Genomic DNA, 15,372 nt, shown 5'->3' on the forward strand with positions numbered 1-15,372 from the left:
AGGGTATCTGCCAAAATGGAGATACCCTCTTTTTTTTATCGTACAAAATCCTTTTTATGCCTGTGACTTAGAAAAAGTGTGGTTTTTGCAGGTTTTGGATCACCGCAAAAACAGCTTATTCAACCGGAGGTACCTGCACTGGTGCCGGTACAGCCAGCATTTTCAGGAACGATGCCAGCTTTTCTTTCATCTCCCTGCGGTCTACTATAAAGTCAAGAAAGCCGTGCTCCTGTACAAACTCCGCAGTCTGGAATCCTTTAGGCAGGTCTTTCTTAATCGTTTCTTTAATAACCCTTGGTCCTGCAAAGCCAATTAAAGCGCCGGGTTCAGCTATATTTATATCACCCAGCATTGCGTAAGATGCTGTAACACCGCCTGTTGTAGGGTCGGTTAGTAAAGATATGTATGGCACTTTAGCCTGTGCAAGCAGTGCCAGCTTAGCAGATGTTTTAGCCATCTGCATCAGCGAGAAAGCCGCCTCCATCATCCTCGCACCACCTGATTTGGAGATCATCAGGAAAGGAATCTTATTAGCTATGCTGTAATCAATTGATCTCGCGATTTTTTCACCTACAACAGAGCCCATAGAGCCGCCTATAAAGTTGAAATCCATACACGCTATAACCAGATCCTGACCGTTCATCTTGCCTGTAGCAGAGCGTATTGCATCCTTGAGGCCGGTCTTACGCCTTGTTTCGGTAAGGCGGTCGGTATACTTCTTAGTGTCAGTAAACTCAAGCGGGTCGCCTGATACCAGGTCGCCAAACAGCTCGGTAAACTGGTTATCGTCAAATAATATCGAAAAATATTCCTTAGAGCCTATGCGGATATGAAAGCCGCAATAGTGGCAAACGTACTGGTTTTCAACCTGCTCTGAGTAATGTAGGGGTTTTTTACAGTTGGGGCACTTATTCCAGATGCCATCGGGGGCCTCTTTCTTTTCCTCTGTAGTGGTAATGATGCCTTTTATTTCGCGCTTAAACCAAGCCATATCTTATCTGTTCTTTCAGGTATGCAAAGAAACAAAAAAAGCTTGGAAAAGTTGGTTGAGGCATTAAGAAGTTAAATTGCCGCTGGCAGATTAGTCCATTACCAGCATACTTGTCGCATTTATTGCTAATATTCAGGTTAATCTCTACAAGATTTATCAACTTTTTCAACCTAAATGACTCAAATCTCATATGTAAATGATAAATTCGGGGCCAAACAAAAAAGTTAATGGATCTGAAAAATTATAAAGGTGTACTGCACGGCGATCAGGTGCAGGCCCTGTTCGAAGCTGCTAAAGAGCACCAGTTTGCCTTGCCGGCTGTTAACGTTATCGGCACCAACTCAATTAATGCCGTAATGGAAACCGCTAAGGCTGTTAATTCGCCTGTTATTATCCAGTTATCACATGGTGGAGCGCAGTTTTATGCGGGCAAATCACTTGATAACTCAAAATTGCAAGCATGCATCTTAGGCGCTGTTTCGGCCGCTAAGCACGTACACCTATTGGCAGAACACTATGGTGTTGCCGTTATTTTACATACAGACCATGCTGCTAAAAAGTTGCTTCCGTGGATAGACGGACTGCTTGAGCACGGCGAAAAATTCTACGCAGAAACCGGAAAGCCGCTTTTCTCATCGCACATGCTTGACCTTTCTGAAGAGCCTATCGAAGAAAACATCAAGACATCTGCGAAGTACCTGGAACGCATGTCAAAAATGAACATGACCGTTGAAATTGAACTGGGTGTAACCGGTGGCGAAGAAGATGGCGTTGATAATAGTGATGTAGACAGCTCACGCTTATACACTCAGCCTGAAGAAGTTGCATATGCTTACGAGGAACTTTCTAAAGTTTCTCCGCGCTTTACCATTGCTGCTGCTTTTGGTAACGTACATGGCGTTTACAAACCTGGCAACGTTAAATTACAGCCTGTTATCCTGCACAACTCACAGGAATTCCTAAAGAATAAACACAGCCTTTCTGCCGCAAAGCCAATTAACTTTGTATTCCATGGTGGTTCTGGCTCAAGCCAGGAAGAGATAAGAGAAGCTATCTCTTACGGCGCCATCAAAATGAACATTGATACTGATATGCAATGGGCTTTCTGGGAAGGTATTAAAGACTACTACCAGGCTAAAGAGGGTTATTTACAGTCGCAGATTGGCAGCCCTGATGGTGATGACTCTCCAAACAAGAAATATTATGATCCACGTGTATGGTTGCGTAAGGGTGAGGAAACGTTTGTAAAACGTTTAACAAGCGCTTTTGCCGACCTGAACTGCCTGGATGTAAACAGCAAGCTGTAACCACAATATAGCTCTAAAGAATAAAACCGCCTTTGTTTAAGAACATTGGCGGTTTTTTTTCGTTAAAGTTTTAACATTTATTTGAAGATCATGGCTCGTAAGAAGAGTAATCTATTTGAGAAATTTGCAAACTGGGCAACTGTTGCAACCGGCAGTTCCAGCGCTTTTATTATGGCGGCGTTAGTAATAATTGTTTGGATAATTACCGGGCCGTTGTTTAAGTATTCTGACACCTGGCAGCTGGTAATTAACACAGGTACAACAATTGTTACCTTCCTGATGGTGTTTCTGATCCAAAAGTCGCAAAATAAGGACTCGAAGGCAGTGCACCTCAAACTTAACGAAATATTGGCATCTCACCAGGGGGCTAGTAATCGTATGGTGAATATAGAAGACCTTACTGAGCAAGAACTGGATCAGTTGAATAAATTCTATATCAAATTATCTAAATTAGCCGAGCAGGAAGATGATATCACCTGTACGCATTCTATAGATGCTGCAGAGGAAAATCATAACATTAAACAAACCGGTTACCAATCAAAACCTCATTATCAGAATGCCCTCAAAAGTAGAAGTAAGAAAAATAAATGATCCGGCTGAGCTGGAGAAAGTATTTGCCATTAGGCGGGAAGTGTTTGTAGGGGAGCAAAATTGCCCGCCCGAATTAGAATGGGAGTTCGAAGATGAATCCACCCACTTTTTAGCTACAGTTGATGATGAGCCTGCAGGCGCATCCCGCTGGAGAAAGACAGATAAAGGGTATAAATTGGAACGCTTTGCTGTCCTGAAAAAGTTTAGGGGAGCAGGAGTGGGGCAGGCGCTTGTACGGACGGTATTGGACGACCTTCCTGCAGATGCCGACTACGTTTACCTGCATGCACAGGTAGATGCCGCTACATTGTACGCGCGCTTCGGCTTTGAGAAGGTAGGCGAAATGTTTGAAGAAGCTGGCATACAGCACTATAAAATGATCAGGCCGTCATCTGTTCGCGACAAAATAAAAGAAGAACTGCATTAATTTGTAATAAACACCTTTTCTGAATACTCCATAGCTTCGGCAAGTTTATCCAAATTAAGCCCCAGGTCAATGTTTTGGTGCAGTAGGTAAGCTATAAAGTTCTCTGTTGCAATGTTGCCCGTTAGCTCGTCTGTAGCCATGGGACAGCCGCCGTAACCTTTTAAAGCTGCATCAAACCTGGTACATCCGCTTTCGTAAGCAGCAGCTACTTTTTCCTGCCAGGTGTGCGGGGTAGAGTGAAGGTGCAACCCAAAGCTGGTTATATCTGAAAGTTCTGTTAGCTTAGGGTAAATCGCAGTTATTTGGTCCGGTGTGGCAATGCCTATAGTATCTGAAAGAGCAATGTGTCCAATTCCTTCTTCAATCATTTTTTGCGCCCAGTATTGTACTATACCGGTGTTCCAGTCATCGCCATAAGGATTGCCAAACCCCATAGAAAGGTAGATAAGCAACTCTTTATTGTTAGCTCTGCAAAGCTCGTTTATCCGCTTTACAGAATCAAAAGCATCTGTTATAGAAGTATTCGCGTTACGCTGTTGAAAGGTCTCAGAGATGGAGAATGGATAGCCCAGGTAAGTGATAGCCTCATGCTTTGCCGCATCCTCCGCGCCCCGGTAATTGGCAACAATGGCCAGCAGTTTAGATTTGGTATTACCAAGATCAAGTTTAGCGAGTACATCTGCTGTATCCCGCATTTGAGGGATAGCTTTTGGTGATACAAAGCTGCCGAAATCAATCGTGTCAAAACCAACCTGCAGCAACAGGTTAATGTACTCGGTTTTTACCTCGGTTGGTACAAAATGAGAAAGCCCCTGCATTGCATCGCGGGGGCATTCTGTAATCCTTATCGTTTCCTGTATCATTAATCTGCCTGGGCTACCTGTTTTTCTTTGTTGACAAGTTCTTCAGGTTCAAACTTACGTATAATAAGCCTGCTGCCACCATTGTAGCTCATGTAACTTGCTATCCAGTTTATAAATACAATTACCTTATTACGGCCACCCATAAGCGATATTAGGTGCACAAACATCCATATCAGCCATGCAAAAAATCCCTGAAACTTGATTTTGCCAAGATCTGCGATAGCTTTATTACGGCCGATGGTGGCTAACGAACCTTTATCATTGTACTTGAACGGCTCGGTAGATTCACCTTTAATTAGCCTGTTAATATTCTTGCCGGTAAGTTCGCCCATCTGTATGGCAACTTGTGCCACACCCGGGTGTCCCTTAGGTGTTTCCGGTGTAATCATAGCTGCAACGTCGCCTATGGCAAATATGTTTTCTGATCCCGCAACACGGCAAATGTTATCTATACGTATGCGGTTACCGCGCTCTATTGATGCTTTGTCCACGCCCTCAGGCACAACGCCCATTACACCTGCAGACCAGATAACGTTGCGCGTAGGTATGCTTCTGCCATCCTCAAATTTAATCTCCTGGCCGTCGTAGCTTTGCACTTTCACGTTCAGCAGTACATCTACCCCCATCCTGGTAAGGTAGCCTTCAGCAGCTTTGGAACCCTCGTCTGAAAATGGACCCAATACCTTCGGCAGGAAGTCTACCAGGTATACCTTCATTTCTTCTTTAGCCAGTTCAGGGTAGTCCTTATTAAGCACGTGGTTGCGTAACTCCGCTAACGATCCTGCAAGCTCTACACCGGTAGGTCCTGCTCCAACCAGTACGAATGTCAGGTACGGTGCACGTTCTTCCTTAGAAGGCTTTAAAATAGCCTCCTCGAGGTTTTGTAGAACCATGTACCTTAGGTTTAACGCCTCAGGGATGGATTTCATAGGCATTGAATACTTTTCGATATCCTTGTTGCCGAAAAAGTTGGTGGTAGATCCGGTAGCTATCACCAGATAGTCGTAGGGAATAGGGCCTATATCGGTATGTACCACATTGGCAGCAGAATCAATACTGGTTACTTCCGCGATACGGAAGCGAAGGTTCTTTTGACCTTCGAAGTTCTTTCTAAGTGAAAATGCGATAGATTCTGCCTCAAGGCTGCCGGTTGCCACCTGATACAACAGCGGCTGAAATGTATGATAGTTGTGCTTATCAAGCAATATGACTTCTACAGGTTTGTCTGCCAGCTGTTTTACTACTTCTATACCGCCGAAACCACCGCCTATAACTACTACTGTAGGGAATTTTGATAGATCGCTCATAATATTCTTAACAGTTTTATAATATTTTAAACTGCACTCTATTCTGAAAACAAAAAAGGCTCCAAATGTTCTTTGGAGCCTTCATTTAATTAAATTAATTTTTTACTTAAGGTCTTTCTTTCCAAAGTCGATAATAACCGGGGTTGCTACACAGATAGACGAGTAGGTTCCGAAGATCACGCCGATTAGCAATGCGAACGAGAAACCGCGTATAACGTCGCCACCGAAGGCAAATAGTACAACTAGTATCATCACCACGGTTAAAGCAGTGATAATTGTACGGCTCAACGTATTGTTGATAGCATGGTTGATCACCTCTTTAGGGTCATCAGTTTTTGCATGGTGCAGGTCGAGGAACTCACGAATACGGTCAAATACTACCACGGTATCGTTAATAGAGTAACCAATCACTGTTAACAACGCTGCTATAAAGGCCTGATCGATATCTAGTGAGAAAGGAAGTACATCCTTAAACAAAGAGAAAAACGATAGTACCAGCAGTGAGTCATGCGCAGTAGCGATCATTGCACCTAAGCTGAACTGCCATTTGCGGAACCTGATCAAAATGTAAGCAGAGATCACAATAATAGCGATAATGATGGTCCACTTTGCAGAAGATTTAACCTCGTTAGCTATTGTTGCCTCTACCTTTTGGTGGCTTAATATATTAGCTGCCTTAATGGCAGTAGCAGGCTTGCTGTTTAAAGCGTTTATTAAAGCAGCTTGTACCTTTTCGTCAGCACCTGGCGTATTGTCAGTAATCAGGTAGTTGGTATTGATGCTGATCTTGTCCTGGCCGTAAGTTTTAACTTCGGTACCGCGACCCAGCGTTGCATCAATAGCGTCATGAACCTGTTCTGTGTTTACCTTATTAGGGAATTTAACAATGTAAGTACGGCCACCACCAAAGTCTACACCATAGTTAAAGCCTTGAGTAAACATTGAGATCAAACCGGCGATGATGAATATACCGGAGAAAGCATAAAACTTAAAGCGGTTTTTTACAAAGCCATAGTTCGCATTTTTAAAGGTGTGTGAGCTCCATGGGTTTGAAAACTTGATATCCCAGCCTTTTTCAAGCATGAATTCAAATATTAACCTGGAGATCAGTAATGAACAGAACAAAGTTGTTATGATACCGATCATTAATGTGGTTGCGAAACCCTGGATAGGACCTGAACCGAATATGAACAGGATTAAACCGGTAAGGAAAGTACTGATGTTGGCATCAAGAATTGACGGAAGCGCGTGTTTAAAGCCGTCCGCAATAGCTATGCGGATAGATTTGCCTAAACCAAGTTCTTCGCGAACACGTTCGTAAACCAAAACGTTCGCATCAACCGCCACACCCAATATCAGGATAATACCTGCTATACCAGGCAGAGTTAATACCGCACGAATACTTACCAGTACACCCATCAGGAAAAACACGTTAACCAAAACGGCAACTACCGCAACGGTACCTGCACGGTTGTAATAAGCGATCATGAAGATCAGGATTACAACTAAACCCAATACGCAGGATAGTAAACCAGCGTTGATAGCTTCCTGTCCCAGTGATGGACCCACAACTTCTTCGCCGATGATGCGCGCAGGAGCAGGCAAGCGGCCAGCTTTAAGCACGTTAGCTAAGTCTTTTGTATCCTCAACCTTAAAGTTACCTGAAATAGATGATACACCGCCGGAGATCTCGTTTTGTACAGTAGGGGCAGAGTAAACATTGTCGTCAAGTACAATGGCGATAGCTCTTTTATTTGCACCTGCAGAAGCTTCTGCAGTGATGTTTTTCCATTTTTGAGCGCCCTGAGAGTTCATATTCATGATAACCTCATAGCCGCCTTTAGTTGGGTCAACGTCGCTACGTGCGTCATTGATAACGTCTCCGGTTAATACCGGGCCATTTTGCGCGCCGGCAAGCTTTATAGCGTACAGTTCAAATACTTTAGAATTTTCTACTGGCTTTACGCTCCAAAGAAACTTCAAGTTTTGAGGAATGATGGCTTTAACTTCGGCACTGCGCAGGTAGCTGTTAACTTTAGCAGTGTCCTTTTGAGCGACACGGCCAACCATTGGGCCCGGGTAAGGCTGTCCCTGTCCGTTTGCGTCCTGGCCATACATTGGAGCCATTACAGAGAACAAAGGGTTTTGAGCAGCTAATTGAGCTTTATTGTTTAAAGAAGATGAATCTTTAGACGTGTTGTTCTTTAGCTTAGCCAGCAAAGAGTTTGCAGAGTCTTTTGCTGATTTAGGTGCTACTTCAGCAGTTTTTGCTTTAGTAGTATCAGCAGATTTGCTTTTTGCAGCCAGAACACTGTTAATGTTGTTCAGCAGGCCGAAAATTTCGGTATTGTCGTAAGTTTGATAGAACTCAAGTTTTGCAGAACCCGACAATAGCTTACGAACACGATCCGGTTCTTTAACACCAGGAAGTTCGATAAGGATGCGGTTAGTGCTTTTCTGTAGCTGTATGTTTGGCTGGGTAACACCAAACTGGTCTATACGGGTATGCAACACCGTGTATGACTGCTGAACTGCTACAGTAGCCTGATCTTTCAGGTAAGTTTCAACCTCGCTGTTAGAAGCATTGTATTTCAGGTGGTCCTGGTTGTTGCTGTTAGCGAAAATAGAAGCTAGTTTGCCATTTGGAGATATCTTCTCGTAAGCATCAACAAAAAGGGTGATGTAGTCTTTCTGAGTAGTCACCGCATTCTTTTCTGCTTCAACAAGAGCTTGCTTAAATGCAGGATCCTGGTTGTTGTTTGCCAATGACTGTACCAACTCGCGCAGAGAGATCTGCATGGTAACGTTCATGCCGCCTTTAAGGTCGAGACCAAGGGCTAACTCCCTGTCAAGGCAATACTGGTAGGTGTGGCCAAGTAATGGATACACCGGTTGAGTAGACATGGAATCAAGATAGGCTTTTTCCTTCTCAGTGTTGCCCTTCGCGTATTCTTTTGCATTGTTCTCAACTTTATTGGCCACCCACGTGAACGACAGTTGGTACAAGCACACCACTGCCAGCAGAATGGCGAAAAATTTAATAACCCCTTTACCTTGCATTTCGAATTAGTATGTAAATAATTAGTTTATAAGCTTTCTGAAATAAGACGGCAAATCTAATAAAATTTCACAAGCATGAAATTTTTAATTGAAACAATATAAAGGCTGTTTTTGTTACCGCCGATCGAGCTGGATAAAGGAATATGAGTGGGGATTTCTCTCGTCAGCATTAAAGTTTTCCCTGCTGGTCTCGGTCCATTGCGTATAGTCAATTTCAGGGAAAAAGGTGTCAGCCTCAAATGCCTGGTGAACAATGGTAAGATAGATCCGGTCTGTTTTGTCCATTGCCTGGCGGTATATCTCGGCACCACCTCCTATGAACACTTCATCTTCCCCTTTGCACAAGGCGATGCCTTCGTCTAAAGATTTTACTACCTCGCACCCGGGTATTTGGATTTCTTGCCGCGTTACAATGATATTGCGGCGCTTCGGAAGCGGCTTGCCAACAGACTCGTAAGTTTTACGACCCATGATAATACTCCTGCCTGACGTCACTTCTTTGAAGTGTTTAAGGTCATTTGGCATGTGCCATAACAACTGGTTGTTTTTGCCGATAGCACGGTTCTCGGCAATGGCCACAACAATAGATATGATCATGTTCGTTCAGTTAAACAGCAACGGCTGCTTTGATGTGCGGATGCGGGTCGTAGTTTTCCAGGGTGAAGTCTTCAAACTTAAAACTGAAAATATCTTTAACCTCCGGGTTTATCTTCATCGTAGGTAACGGCCTGGGGTCGCGGCTTAATTGCAGTTGCGCTTGTTCCAGGTGATTATTGTAAATGTGCGCGTCGCCAAAGGTGTGTATAAAGTCGCCGTATTCCAGATCACATACCTGAGCCATCATCATGGTAAGCAGTGCATACGAAGCAATGTTAAACGGCACACCCAGGAAGATGTCGGCACTACGCTGGTAAAGCTGGCAGGATAACTTTCCCCGCGTTTCACCTTTGGATTTATCTGCTGGTGCAACATAAAACTGGAACAAGCTATGGCAGGGCGGGAGCGCCATCTGGTTCACGTCGGCCACATTCCATGCCGACACCATAATCCTACGCGAGTCGGGATTGTTCTTCAGGGTATTTACCACCTGGGTTATCTGGTCTATGTGGCCGCCATCAGGTTTTGGCCACGAGCGCCATTGGTAGCCATACACGGGCCCAAGGTTGCCGTCAGCATCGGCCCACTCGTCCCAAATGCGCACGCCGTTATCTTTAAGATATTTGATGTTGGTGTCTCCGCTTAAAAACCATATCAGTTCATGAATGATGGATTTCAAGTGGAGCTTTTTGGTAGTCACCATCGGAAATCCTTCTTTCAGGTCAAAACGCATCTGGTATCCAAAAACGCTTAAGGTGCCCGTTCCGGTGCGATCGTGCTTTTGCGCACCGTTCTCCATCACATGCCGCATCAGGTCGAGGTATTGTTTCATGTTCTGCTTGTAAAGTTTGGAAGAGGCATATGCCAGCTGTTGTTAAGATCTGTTTTTAGCAGGCTAATCAGATGCAAAGAAAAATAATCTAATTTTGGTATCCTACCGATGTGCAAAAAAACATGCAGGTGTTAATTGATTTCTGATGATTGTATTTCCGAACGCTAAGATAAACATAGGACTAAATATTACGGAACGCCGCCCGGATGGCTACCACAACCTGGAGACTATTTTTTACCCCGTCAAAATAAACGATGTGCTGGAGGTTATAGAAAGTGATTCATTAAGCTTTCAATCCAGCGGGTTGGAGATACCCGGGAGTGAAGACGATAATCTTTGTCTGAGAGGTTATCAATTGCTCAAGAGAGATTTTAAACTGCCGCCCGTTGCTATCCACCTGCACAAAAATATTCCGATAGGGGCCGGGCTTGGCGGAGGGTCGTCTGACGCAGCATTTTTCATCAAGTTGATGAACGAAAAATTCCGGTTGGGTTTAACAGCTGATGAAATGATGGACTATGCCAGAGTACTCGGTGCTGACTGTGCTTTTTTCATCAACAACCAACCAGTATTTGCTTTCGAAAAAGGCGACGAGTTCGAGAGCGTAAAACTAGACCTCTCGGGCTACAAGATAGTGCTAGTGATGCCCGATGCTCATGTATCCACCGCAGAGGCTTACAGAGGTGTTAAACCAACGCCGGTTAAAGAGACTTTGTACGATCTTATAAAAATGCCCGTAGCGCAGTGGAAACGCAATATTCGCAACGACTTTGAGAGGCATATCTTCAATAGCCACTCGGTTATCCGTGGCGTAAAAGCAACGCTGTACGAGCAAGGTGCATTATACGCCAGTATGAGCGGCTCTGGAGCCTCGGTATTTGGCATATTTGAAACCCTGCCAGATTTAAGTATTCTGGAAGAAACTTGCCAGGTATTCTACAACGTGTAGTTTGTTGCTACTGTAAGAAGTCCAGTATCTTCATTGCTGTTTCTCCTGAAGGAAAATCTGACACTGTCTTAATTGATGTAATCGCGATCTTCGTCACTTAGTGTACGGGATTCGGTTGGTTGTGATGTGTCGTTGTCATAACCTATGTGGTTGTACTTCTTGCTTCCCGGACGGCCGACAAGGTAGCCGAGCACGAACCCTACTGCAAGTACAGCCAGCATCATAGAAACCTTGGCAATGTAAAGTGTGGAAAACAACACCGTGAATCTGACCGGGTCAAGATTTTGCATGAAAATGATCGTCAGTAAAATTGCGATGACAAGTATGATGATGGTTTTAATGCGCATGGTTCGTTCCTCTGGTTATTGCTGTCTCTAAGATGCACTTTTAAAACATCAATGTAAAGCGGCGGTTTTCCTGCTTGTCACTTTATTAGAAATGCAACTTGTTCTTTCTTCTCCTTCCCCAATGTTGTTGGTTACCTACAATGCCAAAATTTTTTCGTGCTGAATTTTAAGGCTTGGTAGATTTTTTGTTGGCTTTAAAGACGACTTTTCTATGAAGACGTAATGTTCCTTCGTTAGACGTCTCATTAATTCTCCTGGCAACATCAAGCGGATTTCAGCTCTCCTGATTCTTCTGCGTGTATACATCTGCCGGTACTTATCAAATTAATTGCATTCTGGTAAAACGAGTTCGGTACACTTTGGTTGCAGCAATTACTTACTTCATGCAAATTTATTTTTACGTTATATAATTAATCTTAAATAACTGATTTGTAAATCACTATCTAGTAAAATTATTGTTGAATGAGGTTAATGCTAAATACTTTAGTATTTCATGAAATAACTTAAATCATTTTTATTGAAATTTTACTTTAGTTAAAGTTTATAAATTGTTGATTTTTATATAAATAAATAATATAAATAAGCGCGAATTTTAAATGTATTATATTATTGAAGCATCTAAATTTGAAGATAATAGTAAATGATTCATCACGACGGCGATAATCTGGTCAGTACACTTAGAGAATTGTTGATTTTGCGTCTGTTCGCCCGAAGTTTGCGAACTGTAAGATTACAGTGGTTGAAAATTAAAGTGTCTTATAGGGCTTTAAAATGGCTTATAGCCTATAACTGAAATGCGTCCCCTACCCCAGAGAAGGTAGATGAAAACATCAAATTTAAAGAGTAATGTAAACAGATCTTACCTAGCCCGGCGTTTAGCAACCTGCTTTTGGGCGAATGGAAAAAGGAAGATAGTAGAGAGGATAATGAGCGCACCTGACCAAAAACCAAGCGTCATTTTATTTATATCACCAAAGGAAATGAAGGCTATAATAATGCCATAAACTGGTTCGAGGTTGGTGATAAGTGCCACGCGAAACGCAGAAAGTTCCCGCATTACAGACACGCCTGCAACGTAAGCCAGAGATGTACAAACGGTGCCAAGCAGCACCAGGTAGCCGATGTCAGCTGCTTTAGGGATGATAAATCCGGCTGTTCCAAGAGTGATTAAAAGGTATATTGTGATCCAAACGAACGCCCCGGAAAGCTCGTAAAAAGCGATAATGGGCGCCTCGTAGTATCTTACAAAACGCGAGTTAATGATGGCGAAAAGTGCTGCAAGTACAGCGCTGGCAAGCCCTGCTATAATGCCCTTAGTGTAATGAGATTCAAATTTGAAAATAAGTACAATACCCGTAATTATTAAAAAACCGGCGATGATCTCCATTTTTGAGATCGGTTTTTTATTGATTAGCGGCTCAAAAATTGCCGTGAAAAGCGTGATAGATGAGAGGCAAACCAGCGTTACCGGAACGGTAGAAAGCTTGATAGATGCGAAGAAAAGTATCCAGTGACCACCTACTAAAGCGCCGGTCAGCCACATTTTTCCTGCATTTTTCACACTTATTTTGATCGGCTTTTTTGCCAAAATGAAGTAAAAAAACAGCGAAAATGCGGCAATCGCGACCCTGTACCAAACCAAATTTACTGCAGATATGGTAATAAGCTGACCAAGAATTCCGGTAAATCCCCATACAAAAACGGTAAAATGAAGGATGATGAGGTTCTTATTTAAGGCTGCCGGGACGGTTTGCTGGGGCATTATTTAGGTGCTTTTACGAGTAATATCCAGCCCAAAATCCCGAAAACTATGTTTGGGATAAGCACTGCGATAAGCGGTTCGAAGCCGCCTTTTACGGCGAAAACAAGGGCAAATCTGTTTACAACAATGTACACAAAACAGATAAAAATGCCAATGCCAAGAGGCAATCCAACCCCTCCGCGGACCTTCCGGGAGGATATAGCGACACCGATAACGGCGAGTACAAAGGAGGATAATGGCTCAACAAAACGGCGGTATTTTTCAAATTGCATGTCTATTAAAGCACCTGTTCCGCGTATCTTTTCTTTGTCGATAAGCTTGTTCAGTTCGCTTAATGGCATGCCGCCATACACGTTGCTATTAACGTTATCATGCACCTCAAAGTCTATTGGGCGCATGTCTAGAACGGTGTCAATAAGTGGCCCGTTACTGATGAATTTTTCCTTTAAACCGTCTATATAACGTATAGATGGCGTGTTGATTTTCCACCTTGTTTTCACAGAATCGAAGGTAATACTGGGCGCTGTTAAACGCATTTTCATCTCGTCTCCATCAAATTTTTCCAGCATAAACTGGTAGCCGGTGTGCACCTGAGGGTCATAAGATTGCAGAAAAACGAAGGTGTTTTTGTCTAGCTGAATATGGACTTCAGCCTTTGTAGGGTCTTCTCCGTTAAAAAAATAAGCACTTTCAAAGTCTACTTTCAGCTTATTTGTATACGGAATTACGAAGATATTGGCCAATATGGACACCACAAATATGACCGTTGCGGAGAAAAAATAAGGTCTTAAGAAGCGGTAAAAGCTGGCTTTACTGGTGAGTATCGGCACAATTTCCGTCTGATTAGCCATCTTCGCGGTGAAGAATATCACCGATAGAAAGTTAATCAGCGGCGACAACATCATTAGGTAAAACGGAATAAACCCGGCATAATACTTAAAAACGATCTCGTTTAAAGGCGCGTTTTTACTTAGAAAGTTGTCGAGGTGTTCAGATATATCAAAAACAACTGATATCGCCAAAAAGATGCCCAGCGTAAACACAAACGTGCCCAGGTACTTATTAATGATGTACCAGTCAATCGTTTTTAAGTATCTGCTTAAGAGTTTCTTCATTACAAGCGTTGCGCCAGGCGGGTAACCATGGTGTTTTTCCATTGGTAAAACTCCCCGGCTATAATTTTATTGCGCGCTTCTTTCACTAACCACAAGTAAAAGTGAAGGTTATGAAGGGTAGCTATTTGCGCACCAAGCATTTCGCCGCTATGTATAAGGTGGCGCAAATAAGCCTTTGTGTATACCTTGTCGGCAAACAAATCGCTTTCAGCGTCAATAGGAGAGAAGTCATTCTTCCACTTCTCGTTCTTAATATTGATGATTCCGTTGCTGGTAAAAAGCATGCCGTTACGGGCATTGCGGGTAGGCATCACGCAGTCGAACATGTCAATCCCCAGCGCAATATTCTCTAGGATATTTACGGGGGTGCCCACACCCATCAGGTAACGCGGCTTATCCTGGGGTAATATATCGCATACAATCTCCGTCATGGCGTACATTTCTTCAGCAGGTTCGCCTACAGAAAGGCCGCCGATGGCGTTGCCTTCGCGCCCGAAAGAAGCAATAACCTCTGCTGATTTTACACGCAGATCTTTATATACCGACCCCTGTACAATCGGGAAAAGTGTTTGGTTATACCCATACTTCGGCTCGGTAGCATCAAACCTGTCGCAGCAGCGTTTCAGCCAGCGGTGGGTCATCTCAATAGAGCGTTTCGCGTAGTTATAATCGCACGGGTAAGGCGTACATTCATCAAAGGCCATAATAATATCGGCGCCAATAATACGCTGGATATCCATTACATTCTCGGGTGTAAACAGGTGTTTTGAGCCATCCACATGTGAGCGAAATGTAACCCCTTCTTCCTTGATTTTACGCACCTCGGTAAGCGAATACACCTGGTACCCGCCACTGTCGGTAAGTATAGGGCCTTCCCAACCATTAAATTTATGAAGTCCACCCGCGCTCTCCAGCGTGTTCAGGCCAGGCCGCAGGTATAAATGGTAGGTATTTCCGAGTATGATCTGTGCTTCTATATCCTCTTTCAGCTCACGCTGGTGCACGGCCTTTACAGTACCGGCAGTGCCAACGGGCATGAAAATAGGAGTTTGTATAACGCCGTGATCTGTAACAAGCTCGCCCGCGCGGGCTTTAGATAACGGGTCTTGTGCGTGTAAAGTAAATTCCATTATAAGTGTACAAAATTACGAATTTTTGATGCCATTATTATAAGGTTTAAAGAGTGTTATCATAAAAGGGACGCACAGGTTACCCATTATAACA

General features: G+C 43.4%; 14 protein-coding genes. 4 read left to right on the forward strand and 10 right to left on the reverse strand.

The features are described 5' to 3' along the window. Positions 1-115 precede the first annotated feature (115 nt). Positions 116-991 carry an acetyl-CoA carboxylase, carboxyltransferase subunit beta gene (accD, locus tag AC59GT_RS15895; RefSeq protein WP_497238543.1) on the reverse strand — a complete coding sequence of 292 codons (876 nt, stop codon included), beginning with the start codon at positions 989-991 and terminating at the stop codon, positions 116-118. A gap of 227 nt (positions 992-1,218) precedes the next feature. Here accD and fbaA point away from each other — a divergent pair, with 227 nt between their 5' ends. The 3 genes from fbaA to AC59GT_RS15910 all read left to right on the forward strand — a co-directional run bounded on the left by fbaA (position 1,219) and on the right by AC59GT_RS15910 (position 3,316). Then, positions 1,219-2,298: a class II fructose-bisphosphate aldolase gene (gene fbaA, locus AC59GT_RS15900; RefSeq protein ID WP_497238544.1), complete on the forward strand. Its 1,080-nt coding sequence runs from the start codon at positions 1,219-1,221 to the stop codon at positions 2,296-2,298. A gap of 90 nt (positions 2,299-2,388) precedes the next feature. Then, entirely contained in the window at positions 2,389-2,889 is a 501-nt protein-coding gene (locus AC59GT_RS15905) for a low affinity iron permease family protein (RefSeq protein WP_497238545.1), read from the forward strand. Beyond that, complete coding sequence (locus AC59GT_RS15910) at positions 2,855-3,316, forward strand: GNAT family N-acetyltransferase (protein WP_497238546.1); 462 nt, start codon at positions 2,855-2,857, stop codon at positions 3,314-3,316. The genes AC59GT_RS15905 and AC59GT_RS15910 overlap by 35 nt, the downstream gene beginning before the upstream one ends. Here AC59GT_RS15910 and AC59GT_RS15915 read toward each other — a convergent pair. The 5 genes from AC59GT_RS15915 to AC59GT_RS15935 form a co-directional block, all read right to left on the reverse strand. Next, on the reverse strand, positions 3,313-4,179 hold the full coding sequence (locus AC59GT_RS15915) for a hydroxymethylglutaryl-CoA lyase (RefSeq protein WP_497238547.1): 867 nt from the start codon (positions 4,177-4,179) through the stop codon (positions 3,313-3,315). The genes AC59GT_RS15910 and AC59GT_RS15915 overlap by 4 nt on opposite strands. Next, positions 4,179-5,486: an NAD(P)/FAD-dependent oxidoreductase gene (locus tag AC59GT_RS15920; protein WP_497238548.1), complete on the reverse strand. Its 1,308-nt coding sequence runs from the start codon at positions 5,484-5,486 to the stop codon at positions 4,179-4,181. Before AC59GT_RS15920 ends, AC59GT_RS15915 begins: the two co-directional genes overlap by 1 nt. Positions 5,487-5,588: 102 nt before the next feature. Further along, on the reverse strand, positions 5,589-8,546 hold the full coding sequence (gene secDF, locus AC59GT_RS15925) for a protein translocase subunit SecDF (protein ID WP_497238549.1): 2,958 nt from the start codon (positions 8,544-8,546) through the stop codon (positions 5,589-5,591). 114 nt (positions 8,547-8,660) lie between these two features. Beyond that, complete coding sequence (locus AC59GT_RS15930; protein ID WP_497238550.1) at positions 8,661-9,143, reverse strand: dihydrofolate reductase; 483 nt, start codon at positions 9,141-9,143, stop codon at positions 8,661-8,663. A 10-nt stretch (positions 9,144-9,153) separates the two neighbouring features. Next, the gene (locus tag AC59GT_RS15935; protein ID WP_497238551.1) at positions 9,154-9,975 is read right to left on the reverse strand and encodes a thymidylate synthase; all 822 of its coding nucleotides are present in this window, start codon (positions 9,973-9,975) and stop codon (positions 9,154-9,156) included. Positions 9,976-10,120: 145 nt separating this feature from the next. On the opposite strand from AC59GT_RS15935, the gene ispE reads away from it, so the two are divergent. Continuing rightward, positions 10,121-10,924 (forward strand): 4-(cytidine 5'-diphospho)-2-C-methyl-D-erythritol kinase, encoded by an 804-nt coding sequence (gene ispE / locus AC59GT_RS15940; protein WP_497238552.1) that lies wholly within the window; start codon positions 10,121-10,123, stop codon positions 10,922-10,924. 68 nt (positions 10,925-10,992) lie between these two features. Here the strand turns inward: ispE and AC59GT_RS15945 are convergent, their stop codons facing one another. The 4 genes from AC59GT_RS15945 to tgt all read right to left on the reverse strand — a co-directional run bounded on the left by AC59GT_RS15945 (position 10,993) and on the right by tgt (position 15,278). Further along, positions 10,993-11,214 carry a hypothetical protein gene (locus AC59GT_RS15945; protein ID WP_497238553.1) on the reverse strand — a complete coding sequence of 74 codons (222 nt, stop codon included), beginning with the start codon at positions 11,212-11,214 and terminating at the stop codon, positions 10,993-10,995. A 916-nt stretch (positions 11,215-12,130) separates the two neighbouring features. Continuing rightward, positions 12,131-13,033: a DMT family transporter gene (locus AC59GT_RS15950; protein WP_497238554.1), complete on the reverse strand. Its 903-nt coding sequence runs from the start codon at positions 13,031-13,033 to the stop codon at positions 12,131-12,133. Continuing rightward, positions 13,033-14,190: an LptF/LptG family permease gene (locus tag AC59GT_RS15955; RefSeq protein ID WP_497238555.1), complete on the reverse strand. Its 1,158-nt coding sequence runs from the start codon at positions 14,188-14,190 to the stop codon at positions 13,033-13,035. The genes AC59GT_RS15950 and AC59GT_RS15955 overlap by 1 nt, the downstream gene beginning before the upstream one ends. After that, a complete protein-coding gene (tgt, locus tag AC59GT_RS15960; protein ID WP_497238556.1) occupies positions 14,148-15,278 on the reverse strand; it encodes a tRNA guanosine(34) transglycosylase Tgt in 1,131 nt (376 codons plus the stop codon). The genes AC59GT_RS15955 and tgt overlap by 43 nt, the downstream gene beginning before the upstream one ends. Between the last annotated feature and the right edge of the window lie 94 nt (positions 15,279-15,372).

The sequence above is a fragment of the Mucilaginibacter sp. 320_HR genome (assembly GCF_059691875.1).

Excerpts from the sequence above, each read along its gene's own strand:
- accD (WP_497238543.1), bottom strand. The coding sequence starts at position 991 with ATGGCTTGGTTTAAGCGCGAAATAAAAGGCATCATTACCACTACAGAG.
- fbaA (WP_497238544.1), top strand. The coding sequence starts at position 1,219 with ATGGATCTGAAAAATTATAAAGGTGTACTGCACGGCGATCAGGTGCAG.
- AC59GT_RS15905 (WP_497238545.1), top strand. The coding sequence starts at position 2,389 with ATGGCTCGTAAGAAGAGTAATCTATTTGAGAAATTTGCAAACTGGGCA.
- AC59GT_RS15910 (WP_497238546.1), top strand. The coding sequence starts at position 2,855 with ATGCCCTCAAAAGTAGAAGTAAGAAAAATAAATGATCCGGCTGAGCTG.
- AC59GT_RS15915 (WP_497238547.1), bottom strand. The coding sequence starts at position 4,179 with ATGATACAGGAAACGATAAGGATTACAGAATGCCCCCGCGATGCAATG.
- AC59GT_RS15920 (WP_497238548.1), bottom strand. The coding sequence starts at position 5,486 with ATGAGCGATCTATCAAAATTCCCTACAGTAGTAGTTATAGGCGGTGGT.
- secDF (WP_497238549.1), bottom strand. The coding sequence starts at position 8,546 with ATGCAAGGTAAAGGGGTTATTAAATTTTTCGCCATTCTGCTGGCAGTG.
- AC59GT_RS15930 (WP_497238550.1), bottom strand. The coding sequence starts at position 9,143 with ATGATCATATCTATTGTTGTGGCCATTGCCGAGAACCGTGCTATCGGC.
- AC59GT_RS15935 (WP_497238551.1), bottom strand. The coding sequence starts at position 9,975 with ATGAAACAATACCTCGACCTGATGCGGCATGTGATGGAGAACGGTGCG.
- ispE (WP_497238552.1), top strand. The coding sequence starts at position 10,121 with ATGATTGTATTTCCGAACGCTAAGATAAACATAGGACTAAATATTACG.
- AC59GT_RS15945 (WP_497238553.1), bottom strand. The coding sequence starts at position 11,214 with ATGCAAAATCTTGACCCGGTCAGATTCACGGTGTTGTTTTCCACACTT.
- AC59GT_RS15950 (WP_497238554.1), bottom strand. The coding sequence starts at position 13,033 with ATGCCCCAGCAAACCGTCCCGGCAGCCTTAAATAAGAACCTCATCATC.
- AC59GT_RS15955 (WP_497238555.1), bottom strand. The coding sequence starts at position 14,190 with ATGGAAAAACACCATGGTTACCCGCCTGGCGCAACGCTTGTAATGAAG.
- tgt (WP_497238556.1), bottom strand. The coding sequence starts at position 15,278 with ATGGAATTTACTTTACACGCACAAGACCCGTTATCTAAAGCCCGCGCG.